This is a genomic window from Scytonema sp. NUACC21 (assembly GCF_054684315.1).
Window position 1 is genome coordinate 104687 of the sequence record NZ_BAAFZH010000098.1, and the last position, 19448, is coordinate 124134.

Below are 19448 nucleotides of genomic sequence, written 5' to 3' on the forward strand. Positions count from 1 at the left end.
TGAGTTCCCTAACCAAGCCCACTACCACCGCGACCAAAACTGCCAAAACCGCCACGACCTACACGGGATGGGGAATGGGTTGAACTACCTTTGTTACCGTTACTCCTGAATTTAGACCCATAGCCTCCGTAATATCCCCGGCGACTACCACCACTACCAGAGCGATCGCATTCGTAGGATTGTGTTGTTTGCGAATTGTTACAATTTGAATAATTTGCTTCTGGAACTCGGGTGCAAGAAGCAAGTAAGGATACTGACATACCAATGACAGTAAATTGAAGTAAACTAGGTTTTAGTTTCATGAGAATTACAGGCGTTATTTAGTAATTGATATGACTACAAAGGTGATACGGTAAATTTCGTTTATTGTTGAATAAATAAACCGCTAAGACGCGAAGAGCGCAAAGAAAGAGTTAAGAAGAGAGAATGATACGTTTTATACCTTCCCTAAAAATGGGAACATTAAAGTTAATGAGAAGGGCAAGAGGATGCTTGGTCATTTTTAGGTAAGAAATGACTTTAGCCTCGTGATTGGGAGCTAACTTTTCTACAGCTTTCAATTCAACAATCAGAACATTACCAACCAGAGAATCTAATTCGCCCTCGCCAACTGGATAACCTTTATAATTCACTGCTACTGGAGGTTTAGATTTGTAAGGTATGCTCTGTATCCGAGATTCCAGTTCTAAAGCTTTGTGATACACCGACTCAAGAAACCCAGGTTCCAAGATGCGATGTACCTCAATCGCCGCTCCAATCGCCCTATAAGCAAATCGCTCCACCTCCTCATCTACTTGTCTCATTCTTCTTTCCTCTTCCTTCGCGTTCTTTGCGCCTTCGTGGTTCATTTCCTCTTTCACTCCTTAAGCCTGTGGCAAAATTTATAAAAGTCGTTCCAAAGTTAGTTTTCCCAGCATGACCGCAACAAACACCAACCTCCCCAGTCTTTACGAACCCTTCTCCACTGAAGCCAAGTGGCAAAAATTTTGGGAAGAAAACCAATTTTACAAAGCCGATCCCAACCAAGGTAGTGAATCTTACTGCATCGTTATACCGCCTCCCAACGTTACAGGCAGCCTGCACATGGGTCATGCCTTTGAGAATTCACTGATTGACACCCTCGTGCGCTATCAGCGGATGAAGGGATTTAATGCCCTTTATTTACCCGGAACTGACCACGCCAGTATCGCCGTGCAAACAATTCTGGAAAAGCAACTCAAGGCAGAGGGCAAAACTCGCTACGACTTGGGACGCGAAAAATTTCTGGAACGTGCTTGGCAGTGGAAAGCAGAATCTGGGGGAACGATTGTTAATCAGTTGCGGCGTTTGGGTGTATCGGTAGATTGGACTCGGGAAAGATTTACCTTAGATGAAGGTTTATCCAAAGCTGTTGTACACGCTTTTACCAGCCTCTACCAAGAAGAACTTATTTATCGCGGTAAGTATTTAGTCAACTGGTGTCCGGCAACACAATCAGCAGTGTCGGATTTGGAGGTGGAATCAAAAGAGGTGGATGGTCACCTGTGGCACTTCCGTTATCCCCTGACAGATGGTTCTGGGTATGTAGAAGTTGCAACGACTCGTCCGGAAACCATGTTGGGTGATACTGCTGTGGCAGTCAATCCTAATGACGATCGCTACAAGCATTTGATTGGCAAAACTCTAACTCTGCCAATTATGAATCGGGAAATTCCCATCATTGGTGATGAATTGGTCGATCCGACTTTTGGAACCGGTTGTGTGAAGGTAACTCCCGCTCACGACCTTAATGACTTTGAAATGGGTCAGCGTCACAATCTGCCGTTTATTAACATTATGAATAAGGACGGCTCTCTCAACGAAAATGCTGGCCCGTTCCAAGGTCAAGACCGCTTTGTTGCCAGGAAAAATGTCGTTTCGCGCCTGGAAACTGACGGGGTATTGGTAAAAGTTGAGGATTACAAGCATTCTGTTCCTTATAGCGAGCGCGGTAAAGTTCCCGTTGAACCCCTCCTCTCAACTCAGTGGTTTGTTAAAATTCGCCCGATGGCAGATAGGGCGTTAGACTTCCTCGACCAGAAAAATTCTCCTGAGTTCGTTCCCCAACGTTGGACAAAGGTCTATCGTGACTGGTTGGTGAAACTGAAAGATTGGTGTATTTCCCGTCAACTTTGGTGGGGACACCAAATTCCTGCTTGGTATGCCACTAGTGAAACTGGAGGAGAAATCACTGACAACACGCCGTTTGTAGTGGCAAAGTCAGAAGCAGAAGCACGGGAAAAGTTAATAGCACAATTCGGTGAAGATGTCAATATAGAACAAGACCCAGATGTGCTGGATACCTGGTTTTCTTCTGGTCTCTGGCCTTTCTCTACTTTAGGTTGGCCGGAGCAAACTCAAGATCTAAGGACTTACTATCCCACCACTACCTTGGTAACAGGTTTTGACATTATCTTTTTCTGGGTTGTATGGCATTTTCTCACCGTGGATGTCACGCTCTATAGTGTATCCATCGTTGTTAATCAGAAAAATGATTGGCTTGAGGTCATAGCGTAACATTGTTGACAACTCTTGTGCTGTCATTTGAAATGACCCATCGCCAACTAGTAGGATAGATCGTCGTTGGGGAGCTGCAATTGCACAACCAAGCACCGCTCCTACTGAGTAGCCTATCGAACCCCAAAGTAATTGCCCTATGAAGGAGGAGCTTTTTGGCAAAGGAATTACTGCGCCTCCAAACAAACAAGTTCCAGTTTCGGCGACAACAATATCATCTTCTTTCAGGAATTGAGCAAATCTATACCAAAAACGCTGTTGGGTAATTGCTGCTGTTGAGTTGGGCTGGAAAAGTGAGGTGAAACCAGCATCCAAATTCTCTTTCTTGGGTTTTATGTCGAGGGTTTCGGGATTGCGCTTCAGCAATCGCTTGCTTAAAGCAGGTAAAAAATCTTGCATTGCTACATTATTGTACAAGGCATGCTTAATCTTGAGATACTGCCCATGGACTTCAATAGTTCGACTGGAATCGAGTTGGGCGGAAAACTTCCCGGTGTTAAAATCCGTCATCAAGACACCGATACTCAACACGCAATCTGCTTCTTCGATACGTCTTCGCACATAGTCATCACTAAGAGCACCGTTATATATGCCAATGAATTGGGGGTGAGTTTCTTCAATCAGCCCTTTCCCCATAGTCATAGTGGCATAAGGGTATGCAGTCGTAGCAAGAAGCGATCTCAATTCCCCCTGTAGCCCGTAGCGATCGACCCCCACATCAGCAAGAATGACTGGTTTTGAAGCCTTATTCAGCATAGTTACACAGGCTTCAACAGCCTCCGCCAAAGTCGCTTTATCACTTTGAAACACAGGAGGCGTAAATGGTTCTGACGGTGCAGCCACTTCAGTTGAAGCAACGTCCATCGCTAGGGAGATATAAACAGGTAACTTTTTGAGAAGGCATTCACCCAAAACTCTATCGATTTCTGCTGTTGCGTTTTCGACTGTCAAATAAGCTTGAGCCACCGTTACCTTCTCATACATTCGGGCAAATATGGAAAAATCGCCAGTGCCAAAGGTATGGTGAACTAGCGCTCGTTGTGATTGAATTTTAGTGACAGGAGCTCCAGTAATCGCCACTACAGGAACGTGTTCGGCGTAAGCCCCAGCAATCCCATTAATAGCGCTGAGTTCACCAACACCAAAAGTGGTGATAATCGCTGCAATGCCATTAATTCGACCATAACCATCAGTGGCGTAGGATGCATTAAGTTCGTTGCAAGTTGTCACCAACTCAATGCCTTTGAGGTCAACAATATGGTCGAGAAATTCCATATTGTAATCTCCAGCAACACCGAAGATATGCTTAACGCCAATTTGTGTAAGACGAAGCAGTAGATAGTCACCAATAGTAAAGTTTGCCATTGTTTTATCCCAAGTTGCCTTTATACATCTCGCTCTTTATCCCAAATCTTCCCAGCCCAGCCATCAATTGATATAGCAATCCTATTTGAAATCTAAACAAGGGGGACAAGGGAGACAAGGGGGACAAGGAAGAGGTGTTTGTAACTTCTGCACGGACTGCTATATCTTTAAACGCGATTTCGTATTAGTCTCTTGTTTAAGCGATCGCTTATGAGTATAGGGAATAACTGTCCAACTTACCCTATATGTGCCAACAAACTCTTTATTGCTAGTTGCGCTCTCGAACGTAGACTAATTATTTGATGTGTATACTAATCTTAATATCATGTGATTAATTACGCCGTTTTATCTACTCAAAAGCAGATATTTTACGTAAGATTGATTATTCCATTAGACAGAGGTTGTATCGAGAAATTCATTACGAAAAAAGATATCTACTGTAGAGCCGATCTCTTAGCGCTTAGTTAGTCTTAGTTATGGCAGAAAACGTAGACTCCTCAAAACTCTCTGCAAAATCGAGTCATTGATACTGTGGACTAAAGTCCACAGTATCAATGACTTTTAGCTTTTGCTTGTGCTTAAAATTAGACTCTTGAACTACAAATGACTCTTGAGAGCGAACGAATTTAATTCCCCGTTCCATGCATTGAGCTTTCACCTCTCGAAATTGAGAGCGAACTTCACCAGCTTGCTCTCGAAGCATTTGAGATTTTGCCCTAATTTCAGTAGCTTGCTTTCTTAGCGCCGCTGCCATTATTTTAGTTTTATTCACCTCATTATTGGTCAGTCTACAATTGCCTGCAGCGCTTATCAAAGGTTTAATAGAATTGGATTGTTCTTTTTGCCCTAACTCTGAAGGTTTGACTGTTGAATTATAAATATTGCTAAGCAGTGTTGCTAAAGTCTCTCCGAGCGGCTTTTTAGTTGACAAAATTGCTTTAACTAATTCTTTAGCCTCATCAAGTGGTAGCCACGGTGAATTTAGTGCAGCACACAAATTCTCATTTGTATCACGCAACTCTTGCTCTATCTCTTGCAGTTCCAACTCCTTATAGTAAAGCAGCAGCTTGAGAGTTTCTACTTGCTCGCACAAAAGTTCTACTGTCTCTTCAATTTCCGACCTTTCACCTGAATTAATGTTTAGTGATTCTATAAATTGACTACCTTTCTGTTTTGTATTGTCGAGTTGAGCAACTGTCTGGCTGGATTGAGTGATTTTAATGATAATTTTTTCTAAAATTCTTAGATTATCAAATAATATGGTAAGGTCTACGGTCTTCCCAGGAGCATTATCGTGTAATCTTAGCGATAAATCTTCTAGAGATGTTGAGTTGGTATCGCCATTTAAATAGTCCATGCATTCGGTAGTAAGATTCTCTAATTATTGTACTGACTTACCAATAAAAAGCTCAAAATCTTTTCGGTATGCACATCTGAGAATAATAAAAAATTTTAGGAAACACTTTGGGTCTCCATCGCTTCTTCTAGGATACTGTGACCTCCGCTTTTAACCTACCTGTTTATCCGTTCTACTTTTCCCGAACCATTTGCACCTCCAACAATGTAAACACTGGGCATACCAGGGAGTTTATACTGCCGGTTGCTAACGTTCTATCAGCGATTGTCTCGCAACCATCAACTACTAAGAGCGATCGCTCTCTCATTATTATATTTTACCAACAATATGCCCTCCCTTACTTCTATCGAAAGTTAGAGCTATTGTCATTATCATGAAGCAAACCGAGTCACAACAATGAAAATCAACCAACTTTCAGTCATCCAAAAACCTGCTCAACTGTCAAATCCAGTTTTGAACAAAGGACTAACACCACTATATTTATCAAAAATCACGTTACTGCCATAATATTTTTCCCTGCTCCCCGCTTTGCACAGGTAGATTTACCTTACAATTAAGCTAAATGTTAAAGAAAAGTAGGAAAAAGCTAATGAAATTGCAAGAATTGCAAAAACTTGCATTGCAATTACCAATTGATAAGCGTTGGCAATTGGTACAAACCTTACTCGAATCATTAAAGCAAGAAACTTATTCGGTGGAAAAGAAAAGGAATTTATCTCGATTGCGAGGTATTGCCAAAAGTAGACCAGTATCAAGCAATGAAGATATTGCAACAGATTATGTTACTTATCTCACCGAAAAATATCAGTGATAAAAGCCTTAATTGATACAAATATAATCCTTGATTTCCTACAAGACAGACAACCTTTTGTAGAAGATGCGTTGAGAGTTTTTGAGAAAGTTGACACTGGTGAGGTTGAAGGGTTTATAGCAGCAACAACCATCACCAATATTTATTATATTGTTCGCAGAGCCGCAGGTTTGCAAGCTGCTAAAGATGCGATCGCTCAAATATTAACTGATTTACCCATTTGTACAGTTAACAGAAGTGTATTGGAGCCAGCAATTTCAGGAAATTTTAAAGATTTTGAGGATGCGGTACAGTATGCTTGTGGAATGGCGTATGGAGTTGACGTAATTGTAACTCGTGATGCTTCTGGTTTTGTAGATGCAGAAATTCCAGTCATGTCACCTGGAGAATTAAACAGAATATTAGATAGTAAATCAATTTAGTCTTAGACTACCCAAAATTCTCCAAAATCGAGCCAATCATCCTGTAGACTTTAGTCTACAGGATGATTGGCATTCGGATTTTGTTTGTGCTTAAAATTAGACTTTTGGGCTATGAATGACGCTTGAAAGCCAACAAATTTAATTCCCAGTTCTATGAATTGAGCTTTGGCATCTCTATATTGAGAGCGAACTTCGCGAGCTTGCTCTATCAGCATTTTAGATTTCGCCCTAATTTCAGCCGCTTGCTTTCTTACCGCCGTCGCCATTATCTTAGTTTGATACACGTTATTATCGGTAAGTCTACAATCGTCTGGAGAATAGCTCAAAAGTTTGATATAATTTGATTGTCCTTCTTGTCCTAACTCTGAAGGTTTGACCGTCGAATTATAGATACCGCTAAGTAGCGTTGCTAAAATCTCTCTGATAGGCTTTTTAGTTGGCAAAATTGTTTTAACTAATTCTTTAGCCTCATCAAGTGGTAGCCTGGGTGAATTCAGTGCAGCGCACAAATTCTCATTTGTATCACGCAACTCTTGCTCTATCTCTTGTAGTTCTAACTCTTTGTAGTACAGCAGTTGCTTTAAAGTTTCTATTTGCTCATATAATAGCTCTACTGTATCTTCAATTCCCGATCTCTCACCTGAATGCATATCTAGTGATTCTATAACTTGACTATCTTTCTGTGTTGTATTTTTGAGTTGAGCAACTGTCTGGCTGGATTGAGTAATTTTGATGATAATTTTTTCTAAAATTTTTAGACTGTCAAATAATATGGTAAAATCTACGGTTTTGTCAGGAGCGTTATTATGTAACCCTAACGGTAAGTTTTCTGGTGATGTTGAGTTGGTATCGCCTTTCAAACAGTCCATGCATTCGGTAGTAAGATTCTCTACTTATTATACTTACTTACCATAACGCCTACCAAAAGTGCAGCGCAATTCTCTAAGGCTTGGGCAATTTTCGCTGTTTCTGTAACCTGATTGACTACATCACAAAACTTCAGTTGCAGGCGGGAATGTTTACCTTGAGACATAGGCTTTTGCTAAATCCAACCATTGATAAATTCACTGGCTGGCTTGGTTTCTGACAGTAAAAGAAAATTACCCCGCGTCTTTGGGAGCAAGGGCCTTAACTTACTTTGGATCGACTTTATCCGAGTTTTCTGAACCAGAATTATCATAAATAATCCAAGTATTGCACAATGGTAAATACAACTTCAGTTAAGTTTCTGCGCCCTCGTTCTTAACGGCGGCGAATCGCCTCTTCTGTCATAGCCTTGGTTGGAGAAATCGCCAATATGCTATTATGTTAACCTACGGCAAACCCGGTATATTGCCTTACCAAAGGTTCATGAAACGCTAAAACAATATCTGATTTTGGGACTCCCAACTTTACCAACTCATCAGCAATACCAATTTCCGTGCCATCATGGTGTATCCAAATTTTCTCACCTTTAATATCTAAATGCAAAACACAACCGTACATTGGCTGTCGGTTTTTCCATCCTGTATGAACCACTTGATAGCGATCGCGATCGTTATCGAAAATCAGATCGGTTTCAGCTTCTCCATCTGGTGGACTAAGACTTGCATAATCGCTCAATAATTGTTTGATATATGTGCGATAGCGTTCTAGTTTTTCCATTCTACAATCACCTCATCAATTGGGTCGTAAATTATTAACATAATTTGAAAACGTTGAATTATAGTTTGTACAAATGGAAGAATAAAAAACTTACGATACACACCGATGGGAACTGCTAAATATAAAATGCGTTTGGGTTGTCGTTCTTCCAATGCAACTCGATAGTTAATAAATTGCCCTACTGCAGTATGAAATTCAGAAATATTTGATGTGCCGATAAAACTTTTAATTTCAACAGCAATTTTTTCCTCTCCACGTTCTGCAGCGATGATTTTTTCTGCTCCCAGCGCCCCATTGCGTAAAGAACATTAGCCAATTCCAACCGTTTCTTCCAGCCAGAAGGATACTGCTGCACGTATTGACTTAATGTTTTGAGTTTCTGGTCTTGTCGGGTTGGCTTTTCGTCCAAAACCAGGTTAACACTCAATTCCACCCCAGAGGGCTGGGTCAGTGATACCACGCATGAGACAGCGTTTCTAGACATGTTGCCGTTAAGTGAATGAATTTTGTTGGGAGTTGCTTGCATATAGTCCAGAAGGTACTCATTGATAAGTTCGCGATCGGTCTTAACAAAACAACAAGACATTCTTTTGCAATGGGAAGGGGCAAGGTACTTAATTGAAAACTTTTCCCCTTGACCTCTTTGTATTCCTTCACTGTTACAACACAATAAAAATGAAGTGTCAAGCAAAGTGCTATGTAACTAATGTAACCGCTTTTGATTCGGAGTAAACTCTTGATATGTTGTCGCTTTTAAGCTACAGTTTATAATTAAAGTATGTCTAATATAGTCCGTAAGAAAACCCTGAAAGTCTATGCAACCGAAGATGGGAAAGAGCCTTATACCGAATGGCTGGAAAGCTTGAAGGATTATGCAATCCGTTCAAGAATAATTCGGCGCATAGAGCGGCTCAAGCAAGGTAATTACGGGGATTGCAAGTCAGTTGGTGAAGGCGTTCAAGAACTAAGGTTTTTCTTTGGCAGTGGCTACCGTGTTTATTTTGGAGAATCTGCAAACGATTTGGTGATTCTCCTGTCCGGCGGCGACAAGGACAGCCAGGATAAGGACATAGAAAAGGCTAAAGGATATTGGCAGACCTATCAGGAGGAACAGGATGAGCAAGAAACTGAGAAGCCATGACGAAGTTGTGCTTGAGCAGCTGCAGAATCCGGAAATGGCAAAATTTTACCTGAATGTTGCTCTTGAAGAGTACGAACAGGATGGGGATTTGGCATTTTTTCTGGAAGCGCTGCGGAACGTGGTAGAAGCACGGGAGGGAATGACGAGCCTTGCGGAAAAAACGGGGTTGAACCGCCAAAATCTTTACCGGGTGTTGTCCTCTGAAGGCAACCCGGAACTGCGAACCATCAGCCTTATCCTGCACCATCTCGGCTATCGCCTGAGTGTGCAACCAATTCACGCATCATTAGGGCATTAGAGTAGCAGCCACCTATATAGGAAGTAGGTAGGGCTAAAGCCCACCGTCCTCTCCCACTCGAAAGTGAAAGATGTCAGCCTCCCACAGGGGCGATTAACGCTCCCGCAAAATATGAAACAAGCATATTTTGATGATATTTCTCAAAGCCTTACTAATGACAAATGAAAAGGACGACCATTCCCAGTTACCTTTTTTCATACCGACCTACTGAAATCTGCCTGTGAATTTCTACAACCATTCAAGTAGCTTTGCCACTGACTGAATATAAACTGTTTCTATACTTATCTTTAGTGTAAAATCTGGTCGAATAATTTCAAGTTCAAGATTCTTTGAAAGTAAGAGAGTCAACAGAATAATCATGATACGAGTTGTTATTTTTTTGTTGGTGGTACGTTCTTGGGTTAGCATGACTAGTTTCCTGACTGATGTTGATGGTCGAGATTTGTTGAGCTGTAGTTAGTTCTGCAAAAATATTTATTGCTCTCTAAACTACCCAAAGAAAAGCTTCAACTTTGACACCATCAAATATCTTTTTAAACTTCTACCCTATGCAAAAAAGCAATCTTTCAGTTGAAAAAATATTGCTTTCACGTTTAAAAATAGATTTATTTAAAATTTTAAATTAGGATAATTAATCTTATATTTTTGACTATCAAATCAATCAGCCTTGCCAATCACAGTAAAAGCAGCCCAAGCTTTGGAATCGGGTTCTACATCACGGAGGGTAGTTAACATTGCCTCACGCATCGCCTTGGCTTTATCAAACTTACGTTCATAGAGATTATTATAAAACTCCGTCATCAACTTCACTGTATCGTCATCCGGTACTTTCCATAAAGACACTACTAAAGTGGGGACACCAGAAGCCATAAAAGCACGGGACAAACCAACGACACCTTCCCCTTTGATATCACCTCTGCCTGTATCACAAGCACTTAATACGACTAACTCAGCTTGTAAAGGAGATTTCCCAGGTAAACCAAAGCGTTCCATAATTTCACTAGTAGTAAGAAAACCATCATCTTTACCAGAAGGAGCAAGAGCAATAGCACCAGGAGAACCGATAGCATTGATACCATCAAGTAAACCGTGGGTAGCAAGATGAATGAGTCTAGCAGACGCCATTTTTTGTACTATGGCTGATTCCGTAGCTCCATCGCGAATAATGGCAGTAGTACCTAGCTTTTTAGCAATAATTTCCGCTTCCCGTTCTGCACCTTCTAAAGGTTCTAATTCTTTCCCTACTTTTAATTTAGGCATAGTAGGATTCCCAACAATCAAGACTTCCTTACCAAAAGGAAGAACAAATAGGTTTGAGTTTTTCTGAGTTTGTTTATCTGTTTGAGTTAAGCCCAACGCTTCAATCGAAGGAGCAGTGAGAATAGTGTGTTTTTCAATTAGATATTGATTTTTGTTATCCAGAAGTGCAACGAAAGGCACTAAAAATAACTCCTGGTGGGGAATAAAAATAACACGTTGTTGTTCATCTGTCGGTAAAAAACTAGCAATGGGTTCAATTAAAAGTTTATGTAATTGTCGTAATCGGCTATTAGAACTATTTGTTTGAGAAGTAGAGTTATTGCTACCACGTCCCCTAATACCTATAGATTCACGGCTGGCTTTCACTAATTCTTTAAGAGAAATATTGTTGGTGAGTTTAGAAGAATGAAATTTAATTTCACCCTGATGAGGTGGAATAACCCAAATAAAAATTTCATCCGGTGTAACAGAATATTCAACTAGAGTCGCGTTTTGCTCTATAGCTATTTGTCGAAGTTTCGTTATAGTAGGGCGTGGTGGAGTCAGTAAATTGTCTGGTTTCTCAGATCTTCGCCTAATCAAAATTTCAACTAAAGCACGGTTTCGTCCCTGTTCAGAAGTGAGTAAAGCGTCTTGGGGTCTTTGTTGAGCAACGAGAACTTGTTGCAATAGGCGGTAAGTCTCAGCTTGTTGTTCAAAAATAGAAATTTTCCAGGTATCTTGGTTACCTAAAAGCTCTCGAATTGCTTCCCAACTATTAATTGCCTCATTAAGATATTTCTCTGCATCTGCAAATTTCCCAGATAGAAATAGTGCTTTTCCAAGATTGTTAAGAGATGACGCTTTTCCTTGACGATATCCAATTTTCTTGGTAATCTCTAAAGAGATTTGGAAAAAATGAACAGCTTTGTCATATTCAAGTTTTTGAAGGTAAGCTTTTCCCAGATTTTCCTGAGAAACAGCTTCTCCTTTACGATTTCCAATTTTTAAATAGATATTTAAAGATTGCTTAAAGCTATCAATAGATTTGTTATAGTCCCCTTTCTGAAAATAAGCATTTCCTAAACCTATTAGAGATGCAGCTTCACCCTGCTTGTCTCCGATTCTCTTTGTAAGAGCTAAAGATTTCCTGGCATAATTAATAGCTGTATTATGATATCCTTTTTGAAGGTAAGCATTTCCTAAACCTATTAAAGATGCAGCTTCACCCTGCTTGTTTCTGTTTTTTTGGTTGAATTCCAAAGATTTTTTGAAATAGTCTATCGCTTCGTCATGGTCACCTACAATAGCTAAAAATTGCTGCTGATAAATGTTGCGATTTTGTTGTCGATAAATGATAGCAATAGCTTGACTAGAGTTACCTGCAACTGCTATGGATTGTTGTGGCGAAGAAATGGCAACTGCCTCACTAGAGATAGAGATACTTGTGACGGCTGTAGATCGTTGTTGAGATTGCCCTTGAGAAACAGTAGTGATGGCTGTACCAGAACTACTTGTGACAGCTACGGATTGCTGTTGAGACTGTATTTGGGAACCATTTCCACTTTGAGATTGCCTTTGAGAAGCAATAGAAATGACTTTGCCTGAATTGCTTACAACGGCTAAAGCTTGTTCTTGAGATTGCTTTTGGTAAAAACTAGCTTTCTTATAATTTCCTAAACTAGCATAAGTGTAACCTAGATTGCCCAGAGATATAGCCTCACTTTGGCTGTCTTTGATTTGTTTGGCGATCGCTAAACTTTTTTCATAAAAACCAATAGCTGTATTATAATCTCCTAAACTAGCGTAAGTAGATCCCAAATTGTTTAAAGACGCAGCTTCACCTCTACGGTCTCTAATTTGCCTTGAGATGTTTAACGATTTCCCATAATAATCAATGGCTGTACGATAGTCTCCCAGTTCGTGATAAACAAGTCCCAGATTTCCCAGAGATACAGCCTCACCTTGGCGGTCTCTCATTTCTTGATAGATATTCAATGATTGTTTCCAAAACTGTAAAGCCTTGTTAAAATTACTGATTTCAAACTCCTGGTTACCTTGCTCAAGTAGTTGGTTTGCTTGTGCTTTCCGGTAAGCTACTGTTTGAGCTACTGCTGTTGAATCAAACAATTTCAGCTTGAAATTAAGTCCATAATACCCAGAAACAGTCAGTGATAGAGTTATTAATATCAAGAAAAAGTAGCTGTTAGCTTTCATGGCTAAAATCTTTGTCAAAGTTCCGTTTTTTTGATGTTTAAACTTTAAAACTCGGCTTTTAGAAAGGCACAGTTAATCTAAAAACCGAAAATATATTTGCTCTTTTTTTGAGATATTTGTGAAGCTATTATAATCCTCGACGATAGCTCTTATTTCCACAACACCAATCCAAGTTTTTGCTCATCTTTCTCCTGAGAACAAAAATCATGACCTTGGATTTGTTTAATCTTCTCTTTTAACTCAGGAGAGGGATTGGGCACTGAATAGATTTCCCGTAACACATCTGACCAAAGGTCATTTTTTGCAAAGTAATTAACTCTTGACAAAACAATTTCCTCCTCACGAGAGCCCTTAGCTTTTCGTTCGCTTTCCAATTCCTTTAACTCAGTAGAAATGCGATCGCGTTCTTTTGCGTCCATCATCCTAAACGAGCGCTTGCTGGGAAGTTGGTCCAGAGGAATTGTTTCCCGCCAAAAGTAATCTTCACCTGGTTGTAACGGTTTTCCCTGATAAATAATGCTACGAGTTGTTGGGCTGAAGGTTTGACGCCACATTAATTCATCACTGCGGATATGGCGTACCTCGATTCCCACCATTTGTCCCCGCCACAAGAATACAGGTTGAGTACTCCAAACGACTAAACTTTGTTTACCGTTATTTTGGTCTTCTAGCTTACCTGGAGCAATCATGCAGAAAAATTCTTTGTTGTCATCGCCTCGCGAACCCCGCTTACCTCTTTTACGTCGCAGTTTATCCCAAATCTCACCCCAAGATAAAGCAAATAATTGGCGATCGCTGCTGTTTAGCGTCTCTTGAGTGGGAAAATTTTGTTTAATAGCTGCTTGTATTGGTAATGCAGATAAACCAACCACCACCACAACTATCAACCAGAGTGCGGGCTTGGCATTTCTGAATTTTATCATCAGATACTTTCCTTAAAGCTAGGTTAAGCGAACTGTATGAGCACCACTGATGAGATGTGTATAAGTAATACCACTGATATATTTACATGAAATACAGTAACCAGCTATTGTGTTTTCACTGATTACTGTATCGCCCTTATATATTTGTTAAAAATCAGACCCTATGCACTTTTTGGGTAATTATTCTTGATTGCGGAATCACCCAGCCTGCCCTATTACAGTAAAAGCCGCCCACGCCTTGGGGTCAGGATCTCCATCCCCATCCTTAAGCATTGTTATTGACAATTGATAAAAGTTACACATGAAATTAATTATACTCCATTACTAACTTCTTCTTAAGGGCACATAAGTCCAAAACGTGAATACGGGAAACACGATTGGTATCAGTACTGCTAATGAGATATAAACCTGTAAACTAACAAATACATAAACTACCGTTGTAGTCCCTAAATCAATCAACTTCACGTGCATCTTATGAGGATAATTTTGTAGTATTTTTTGAATCAGTTTTCCTAGTGCAGCCGCTAGCAACACCATCAAGAAATTTGGAATTGCCACTAATAAATGTTGATTTAACAGATGGTAAACTGTGTAAGCATGGGCTTCACCACCTGTGAAAGAACGCCGACCATTAGAAAAGTCATCCCACCCCTTTTCGCCCCGCCAGAAGGCTACCGGAAGGGGAATGAAAGCATTATCTTCTCCAGCTTCATCTACTCCTGCTTCCTTATATCCTCCAGCGGCAATGATAATTATTTTAGATTCGAGATTTGCCTTCGCGATCGCGGGTGTTGGGGTACAAGAACCGATTAACTCACAAGCGGAAATGGTTTCATATGCTTGTTTTGGGGGAATGGAATAGTCAATTATTGGTTGAAAGTATTGTAAGAAATCGGTAGTAGTAGGAAGTTTAAGCCTCTGCAAAAAATCTATTCTTTTACCTTGGGTAGTAATCAACTTAATAACTGAATAGCGAAAATCGGTTTGACTCTTCTGTGGCTGAGGTAAGTTGGTAGTATGTGCTTCTTGATTAAGTAAAGAATGAGATTTTGCTAGTAAATAGGTAAAAGGGCAAGTATCAGAACAATTATCTTTAGGTAACTCCATATACCAATCATATAAACTGATATCCCCTGCCATGCTCTGATTGAGGTTGGCTATCTCTGCACTAATCTCCTCATTGTCCTCTTCGTTAGCACCCCAAACAAACCAAGTTCCCTTTTTAATAGCTTTATTAATAGATTGTCTTAATTTTTTAGTATTATCCGGCTGTTCTTTATCGCGATCTAAAATATAATCTACCCCAATCAGCCGAGCGTCTCTCTGAACTAATTCATCCAGAATTCTCGCTAAATAGCTGTAGTCCATATACCGCCCATTAATCAGTTGGACTGTATCTTGATTAAGCGACCTGCTATCAATCTGAACTAACAAAATTGGGGATGGGGAATTGAAGGCTGATATAGTTTTTTGACTTGCTTGAGTCATTTGACGATAGGCGGCTTGCACTAGCAGACGTGGCTCTAAAAGTAAGTCTTGAATGGAAGAGACTAAACTCAGAGTCAGAAATATTCCTAAATAAACAGCTTCTTTGTTTGTGGGTAGCCAGCTTTTTATACTATGCCACATCCCAAAGCGTTCCAGGCGGAATAGTTCCGATTGAGGATGACGAAAAAGAGAGGGAATGAGATGAGCGGAGGGATAGGTAAACTTTTTTTTAACTTCTAGAAAAGCACAAGCATCAAGTAAAGCTTCGTGGACATCTTTATACTCAGCTAAACTGTTGAGGAATTGCACCAAAAACTCTTGCGCTACCTTGTTGTGAATGGGTTCCCGCATCACCGCCACTTGTGGTAAACCTAAATCAATTAAGGATTCAGCAATAGATATACCACTGCAAGAATTGAAGATAGCAAATTGCAGTCCCCGATCGCGTGCTTGCTTGAGTGGTTTTGCTATATCTTTAATTGTTATGGAAGCCTTGGGAGCAATGCTTAACTCCCCTCCAGTATCAGCTGTTTCATTGCTATGTCCGGCGAAAAACAGGATATCCCAACCCTCGCGATCGCCTATTTTTTCAGCAATCTCTTCCTTCAGTTGAGTAATATCTTTCTTTGGTTGCCAACCTATAAATTCTACCTTAGCAATGTTCGATAAGCTACGTAAGGCTTGTTTGTCTTCTTCAAAGTCTAACCCCCTATCATCTCCCAATATAGCTAACACCCTAGCTTTACGGCGTATAGGAGATACCGTAGAGTTGCGAATATTGCTAGGGACACGGGCTAAACGGATATTTCTAGCTCCAGGAACTGATAGCTTAGTGTTGATTTCCCAAGCTTCCCAGGGTAAACGTGCTAACTCTAGAGAATCACAAGTAAGTAAAACATCTACCCAATGGCTACCAGAGTTTGGTAGGTATCTAGCTGCATTAGCAATTGTCTCGCGAATTTCATATAACTGTTCTTTCCGCAACCAGCGATGAAACTCCGACAAAAAATTGTCTTCTGCTTCTCTGAGCTTTCCTTGCCAATCTTTGGCGGGTGCTTTAATACTACCTTTTTTTGGTACTTTACCTCGCAAGTTTTCGTAGCAGTTAAGATAAGCCTGTCGCCAGTCTGCGTAACTAGTTTCCAGGGAGTCGGGATAATCTAATTGAGTGGGAATTGTTAGTTCTTCTCCCCGAGATAACTCAAAATTACAACATCTACCACTTTTGTTAATTTTTAGTTTGAAAACTTGAATAAAAGTCATTATGCTTCCTCCTGTTTTGATTAACTATGCGCTTTCACTCTCTTTCCAAATGGAATTCAAATAAAATGGATGTTTCGGCTTTCCCATCACTAGAAGTAAACGTCACTAAAAACTTTTCTTGTTTAGAACCTACAATTTGAGCGTACAGATGATCGCTATCTCCTTGTAATACTTGCTCGTCCAATACCTCTGTCAAATCGCTAACTCGCAACTTCACTCCTAAAGGAGGGTTATTCCCTGGAATTGCACCCAAGATGAGCAGTAAACTCCAGTCTCCCTCTGTTTCCGGTAACAACCAAGTCACTGCATAGAGTCGCAGTTTAGTTTCAGCTAATTCTATCTCTCGATAACTACGAGCAGCAACTGCAGGAATTTCTATATCATCAATTTCTAACAAAATACTGTCTAAATCTTCAACAGGACTTAGTTTCGCTCTTCGTAAAGGAGAAGGCGCTGGTAATAATTGCCAAGATAATTCTTGAGCCACTTCATCTAATTGATTTTGCATCCACAACCCCACATTAACCGCCTTTTGCGTGAGTATTTGCATTAAATCTTTGAGAAAATCGCAACGATTAGGTAAGGCTTTTGGTAAAGTAATCTCTGCAGGGGATAAACACTGCAATTCAAGTAATAATTCATCGCTTTTCTGATGAAAGTAAGCTAAGTTAACTTCGTAACTACCATCTGATAAAACTGGTACGGTAGCAGTCATCCTCACTAATTCTTCATAGCGACTAAATCCTCGGATAGCGGCAATCTCTAATTCATCTTCTAGCCCAACTATTATATAAAAATGTGCGGCAAATTCTGGAACATCAATGATGACTTGAGGAATAGCTACTAGTTCATCACTGAAACTGACTGTAGGAATCAAGCAAACTTTAAATTCTCCTACTTGTAAGTTACAAACTGCATTAATTGCTAAGGCAGATCGTGATTGTAATAGAGAAGAATGTCTTAGATGTACAGATAAATGCGGTTCTCGTTTTTTTAGCCATTCTTCAAAAGCAACTAGTGCCAAAGCTTGAAAATATATTTGTAGCTTTCCCTGCTCAACGTCTAATTCTTCAGTAATCTGCCATGCTTGTTCGCTTTGTTCTGGCTCTAATTGAATTATCTCTGTTAATTCCGGAAAAGCCAGCAAATCGGTTTGAATATCGTTGAAATAATTAGTCATGATTGTTTATAAATTCGATCTAAATATTGACAAATTGCTTGTGATAATTTGTTTTTCATACTTCGATTCTTACTAACACTATCTTCCTTTTGAGCTTTCTGCATTTCTGCATTCACTTTTTCATAGAGAATTGGTGTTAGTTTTTTTCTTAGTTCGCTTTGCTTTTCTGGAGAGGGTTCTTCAGGAAGTAGCTGGAAAATAGCGAGAATCAAATAATTTACAGTTTTTCTTGCTACGTCAGCACGTATCTCTTTTTGTTCTAATAAACGGCTGACTTGGTACTGCTTTTTTAAGCCAATTTTAGGTGCAATCTCTCCCATAGGAACTACTTGACAGTGATAGAAGTGAAGTGCTGACAGAAATTGCTGTTCTTGAGGTTTCTTCTTGTTTTGATAAAATTGAATCCTGTTCTCAATCACTTCCCGGACTGCTCGTAGAAAACAACTATCATATTGCTGGTTAAAGGATGCTAGAAATCGCTTTTCTTCATCCTCCTCATCTTCTGTAGAAGTAGGTACGATAGTTTTTGTCTTTCCTAAATATTGGGTAGCAACAATACCTTTGGCACGACTGCTTTTATATTCTCTGATAAATTGGGCAAGATTTTGTAACTCTTCTAAAACTTCCTCAGGAGATAATCTCCAGGTAGGTAATAACTGCTCAGCTATCTGTTGCAACTGCTGGCGATCTGGCATAGGGTAGGGAGATTTTACTTTCCCCAATCCTTGCTGTTGGCGTTCCTGATTAATCTGGTCGCGAGCAGCTTGAATCCGACCTAGATAAACTGTTTGGTAACTTTCTAGTAGTTTGGTTAATTGCTTAAGTTTAGCTGGGCTATAGTGATAATCTGATAAAATTCGTTGCAATTGGCGAGAATTATATTGTTTGAGTAGTAACCAATCGGTAACCTGTTCGAGTCCATATTGCAGGAGAAATCTTTTTAATTCGCGATCGCTTCTGACTATTATCTTAGTCCAGGTGGATAAACTACTTTTTTTGCCTAAACTAAAGGTTTGCAGAATGCGGATGGTGAGGGAGTTATTATTGCCATGATTTAAGGATCTATCAGTACTATCCAGCACCAAGGGCAATAAATCGTCTACTGTAAAATTATGTTTGCGACCGTATTGCTCTGCTAACTTATAGCAATATTCTTTAATATAGTGAGAAATGACACAACGCAAACATACTTCAGCCAGTTGGTCTGAGCCTTCTGACTGATAAAGTTGCCACAGTTGACCGATTATCTCGCGCTCGCCAACTTCTTCGCCTGCAGCTATTTCAGGAATTTGCTGGGATAAAAATTCTTTTGCCTCCTTCACCTCTTCAGCCTGACATCTGCCAAGACCAATCCGGTGCAGTATCCAGTATTTTGATGGTAGACTTTTCCATTTCACTACAATTGCTCCAGTTAGAATTATTGAACTCGCTCTTATATATCTTGGAAGTGTCTTACCCTATGCATTTTTGGGGATGTTTTTTAGCTGTAAGAGAAAATATCTGATTCGGAAAATTGCATAGGCTCTTGTAGTTTAAAGATATAAGCAATCAGAAAATTATCTGCT

At 40.0% G+C, this 19448-nt stretch carries 19 protein-coding genes and 1 pseudogene; 5 read left to right on the forward strand and 15 right to left on the reverse strand.

The features are described from left to right. Positions 1-8: 8 nt before the first annotated feature. Positions 9-302 carry a hypothetical protein gene (locus ACYRY3_RS30185; RefSeq protein ID WP_460205362.1) on the reverse strand — a complete coding sequence of 98 codons (294 nt, stop codon included), beginning with the start codon at positions 300-302 and terminating at the stop codon, positions 9-11. A gap of 111 nt (positions 303-413) precedes the next feature. Next, positions 414-803 carry a GxxExxY protein gene (locus ACYRY3_RS30190; protein WP_460205363.1) on the reverse strand — a complete coding sequence of 130 codons (390 nt, stop codon included), beginning with the start codon at positions 801-803 and terminating at the stop codon, positions 414-416. 112 nt (positions 804-915) lie between these two features. Between ACYRY3_RS30190 and ACYRY3_RS30195 the strand changes: the two are divergent. Continuing rightward, positions 916-2445: pseudogene (locus ACYRY3_RS30195) on the forward strand (valine--tRNA ligase); the annotation flags it as partial. On the opposite strand, the gene ACYRY3_RS30200 reads toward ACYRY3_RS30195, so the two are convergent. Together ACYRY3_RS30200 and ACYRY3_RS30205 are read right to left on the reverse strand one after the other, a co-directional pair. Continuing rightward, a complete protein-coding gene (locus tag ACYRY3_RS30200) occupies positions 2383-3900 on the reverse strand; it encodes an alpha-keto acid decarboxylase family protein (protein ID WP_460205364.1) in 1518 nt (505 codons plus the stop codon). The pseudogene ACYRY3_RS30195 and the gene ACYRY3_RS30200 overlap by 63 nt on opposite strands. Before the next feature lie 520 nt (positions 3901-4420). Beyond that, positions 4421-5257: a hypothetical protein gene (locus ACYRY3_RS30205; RefSeq protein WP_460205365.1), complete on the reverse strand. Its 837-nt coding sequence runs from the start codon at positions 5255-5257 to the stop codon at positions 4421-4423. A gap of 589 nt (positions 5258-5846) precedes the next feature. Here ACYRY3_RS30205 and ACYRY3_RS30210 point away from each other — a divergent pair. Further along, the gene (locus ACYRY3_RS30210; RefSeq protein ID WP_460205366.1) at positions 5847-6068 is read left to right on the forward strand and encodes a hypothetical protein; all 222 of its coding nucleotides are present in this window, start codon (positions 5847-5849) and stop codon (positions 6066-6068) included. After that, positions 6065-6490: a type II toxin-antitoxin system VapC family toxin gene (locus ACYRY3_RS30215; protein WP_460205367.1), complete on the forward strand. Its 426-nt coding sequence runs from the start codon at positions 6065-6067 to the stop codon at positions 6488-6490. Before ACYRY3_RS30210 ends, ACYRY3_RS30215 begins: the two co-directional genes overlap by 4 nt. Positions 6491-6540: 50 nt before the next feature. Here ACYRY3_RS30215 and ACYRY3_RS30220 read toward each other — a convergent pair whose 3' ends face one another. From ACYRY3_RS30220 to ACYRY3_RS30240, 5 genes are all read right to left on the reverse strand, one after another. After that, positions 6541-7359 (reverse strand): hypothetical protein, encoded by an 819-nt coding sequence (locus ACYRY3_RS30220; RefSeq protein WP_460205368.1) that lies wholly within the window; start codon positions 7357-7359, stop codon positions 6541-6543. 20 nt (positions 7360-7379) lie between these two features. Continuing rightward, positions 7380-7523: a hypothetical protein gene (locus tag ACYRY3_RS30225; RefSeq protein ID WP_460205369.1), complete on the reverse strand. Its 144-nt coding sequence runs from the start codon at positions 7521-7523 to the stop codon at positions 7380-7382. A gap of 275 nt (positions 7524-7798) precedes the next feature. Beyond that, the gene (locus ACYRY3_RS30230; protein WP_460205370.1) at positions 7799-8134 is read right to left on the reverse strand and encodes an element excision factor XisI family protein; all 336 of its coding nucleotides are present in this window, start codon (positions 8132-8134) and stop codon (positions 7799-7801) included. Beyond that, positions 8122-8421, reverse strand: a complete 300-nt coding sequence (locus ACYRY3_RS30235; RefSeq protein ID WP_460205453.1) for an element excision factor XisH family protein — start codon at positions 8419-8421, stop codon at positions 8122-8124. Before ACYRY3_RS30235 ends, ACYRY3_RS30230 begins: the two co-directional genes overlap by 13 nt. After that, positions 8313-8720, reverse strand: a complete 408-nt coding sequence (locus tag ACYRY3_RS30240; RefSeq protein ID WP_460205371.1) for a hypothetical protein — start codon at positions 8718-8720, stop codon at positions 8313-8315. Before ACYRY3_RS30240 ends, ACYRY3_RS30235 begins: the two co-directional genes overlap by 109 nt. A 192-nt stretch (positions 8721-8912) precedes the next feature. Here ACYRY3_RS30240 and ACYRY3_RS30245 point away from each other — a divergent pair, with 192 nt between their 5' ends. Both ACYRY3_RS30245 and ACYRY3_RS30250 read left to right on the forward strand, forming a co-directional pair. Further along, positions 8913-9275 (forward strand): type II toxin-antitoxin system RelE/ParE family toxin, encoded by a 363-nt coding sequence (locus ACYRY3_RS30245; RefSeq protein ID WP_460205372.1) that lies wholly within the window; start codon positions 8913-8915, stop codon positions 9273-9275. Beyond that, on the forward strand, positions 9250-9573 hold the full coding sequence (locus ACYRY3_RS30250) for an addiction module antidote protein (RefSeq protein ID WP_460205373.1): 324 nt from the start codon (positions 9250-9252) through the stop codon (positions 9571-9573). The genes ACYRY3_RS30245 and ACYRY3_RS30250 overlap by 26 nt, the downstream gene beginning before the upstream one ends. A gap of 228 nt (positions 9574-9801) precedes the next feature. On the opposite strand, the gene ACYRY3_RS30255 is transcribed toward ACYRY3_RS30250, so the two are convergent. From ACYRY3_RS30255 to ACYRY3_RS30280, 6 genes are all read right to left on the reverse strand, one after another. Next, positions 9802-9981: a hypothetical protein gene (locus tag ACYRY3_RS30255; RefSeq protein ID WP_460205374.1), complete on the reverse strand. Its 180-nt coding sequence runs from the start codon at positions 9979-9981 to the stop codon at positions 9802-9804. A gap of 249 nt (positions 9982-10230) precedes the next feature. Continuing rightward, positions 10231-13047 carry a CHAT domain-containing protein gene (locus ACYRY3_RS30260; protein ID WP_460205375.1) on the reverse strand — a complete coding sequence of 939 codons (2817 nt, stop codon included), beginning with the start codon at positions 13045-13047 and terminating at the stop codon, positions 10231-10233. A 131-nt stretch (positions 13048-13178) separates the two neighbouring features. Next, entirely contained in the window at positions 13179-13952 is a 774-nt protein-coding gene (locus tag ACYRY3_RS30265; protein WP_460205376.1) for a hypothetical protein, read from the reverse strand. 324 nt (positions 13953-14276) lie between these two features. After that, complete coding sequence (locus ACYRY3_RS30270) at positions 14277-16703, reverse strand: CHASE2 domain-containing protein (RefSeq protein WP_460205377.1); 2427 nt, start codon at positions 16701-16703, stop codon at positions 14277-14279. A gap of 34 nt (positions 16704-16737) precedes the next feature. Beyond that, positions 16738-17883: a DUF1822 family protein gene (locus ACYRY3_RS30275; protein ID WP_460205378.1), complete on the reverse strand. Its 1146-nt coding sequence runs from the start codon at positions 17881-17883 to the stop codon at positions 16738-16740. After that, positions 17880-19280, reverse strand: a complete 1401-nt coding sequence (locus ACYRY3_RS30280) for a hypothetical protein (RefSeq protein ID WP_460205379.1) — start codon at positions 19278-19280, stop codon at positions 17880-17882. Before ACYRY3_RS30280 ends, ACYRY3_RS30275 begins: the two co-directional genes overlap by 4 nt. Positions 19281-19448 lie beyond the last annotated feature (168 nt).

Excerpts from the sequence above, each read along its gene's own strand:
- ACYRY3_RS30255 (WP_460205374.1), bottom strand. The coding sequence starts at position 9,981 with ATGCTAACCCAAGAACGTACCACCAACAAAAAAATAACAACTCGTATC.
- ACYRY3_RS30210 (WP_460205366.1), top strand. The coding sequence starts at position 5,847 with ATGAAATTGCAAGAATTGCAAAAACTTGCATTGCAATTACCAATTGAT.
- ACYRY3_RS30250 (WP_460205373.1), top strand. The coding sequence starts at position 9,250 with ATGAGCAAGAAACTGAGAAGCCATGACGAAGTTGTGCTTGAGCAGCTG.
- ACYRY3_RS30185 (WP_460205362.1), bottom strand. The coding sequence starts at position 302 with ATGAAACTAAAACCTAGTTTACTTCAATTTACTGTCATTGGTATGTCA.
- ACYRY3_RS30200 (WP_460205364.1), bottom strand. The coding sequence starts at position 3,900 with ATGGCAAACTTTACTATTGGTGACTATCTACTGCTTCGTCTTACACAA.
- ACYRY3_RS30270 (WP_460205377.1), bottom strand. The coding sequence starts at position 16,703 with ATGACTTTTATTCAAGTTTTCAAACTAAAAATTAACAAAAGTGGTAGA.
- ACYRY3_RS30205 (WP_460205365.1), bottom strand. The coding sequence starts at position 5,257 with ATGGACTATTTAAATGGCGATACCAACTCAACATCTCTAGAAGATTTA.
- ACYRY3_RS30225 (WP_460205369.1), bottom strand. The coding sequence starts at position 7,523 with ATGTCTCAAGGTAAACATTCCCGCCTGCAACTGAAGTTTTGTGATGTA.
- ACYRY3_RS30220 (WP_460205368.1), bottom strand. The coding sequence starts at position 7,359 with ATGGACTGTTTGAAAGGCGATACCAACTCAACATCACCAGAAAACTTA.
- ACYRY3_RS30240 (WP_460205371.1), bottom strand. The coding sequence starts at position 8,720 with ATGTCTTGTTGTTTTGTTAAGACCGATCGCGAACTTATCAATGAGTAC.
- ACYRY3_RS30245 (WP_460205372.1), top strand. The coding sequence starts at position 8,913 with ATGTCTAATATAGTCCGTAAGAAAACCCTGAAAGTCTATGCAACCGAA.
- ACYRY3_RS30265 (WP_460205376.1), bottom strand. The coding sequence starts at position 13,952 with ATGATAAAATTCAGAAATGCCAAGCCCGCACTCTGGTTGATAGTTGTG.
- ACYRY3_RS30190 (WP_460205363.1), bottom strand. The coding sequence starts at position 803 with ATGAGACAAGTAGATGAGGAGGTGGAGCGATTTGCTTATAGGGCGATT.
- ACYRY3_RS30230 (WP_460205370.1), bottom strand. The coding sequence starts at position 8,134 with ATGGAAAAACTAGAACGCTATCGCACATATATCAAACAATTATTGAGC.
- ACYRY3_RS30275 (WP_460205378.1), bottom strand. The coding sequence starts at position 17,883 with ATGACTAATTATTTCAACGATATTCAAACCGATTTGCTGGCTTTTCCG.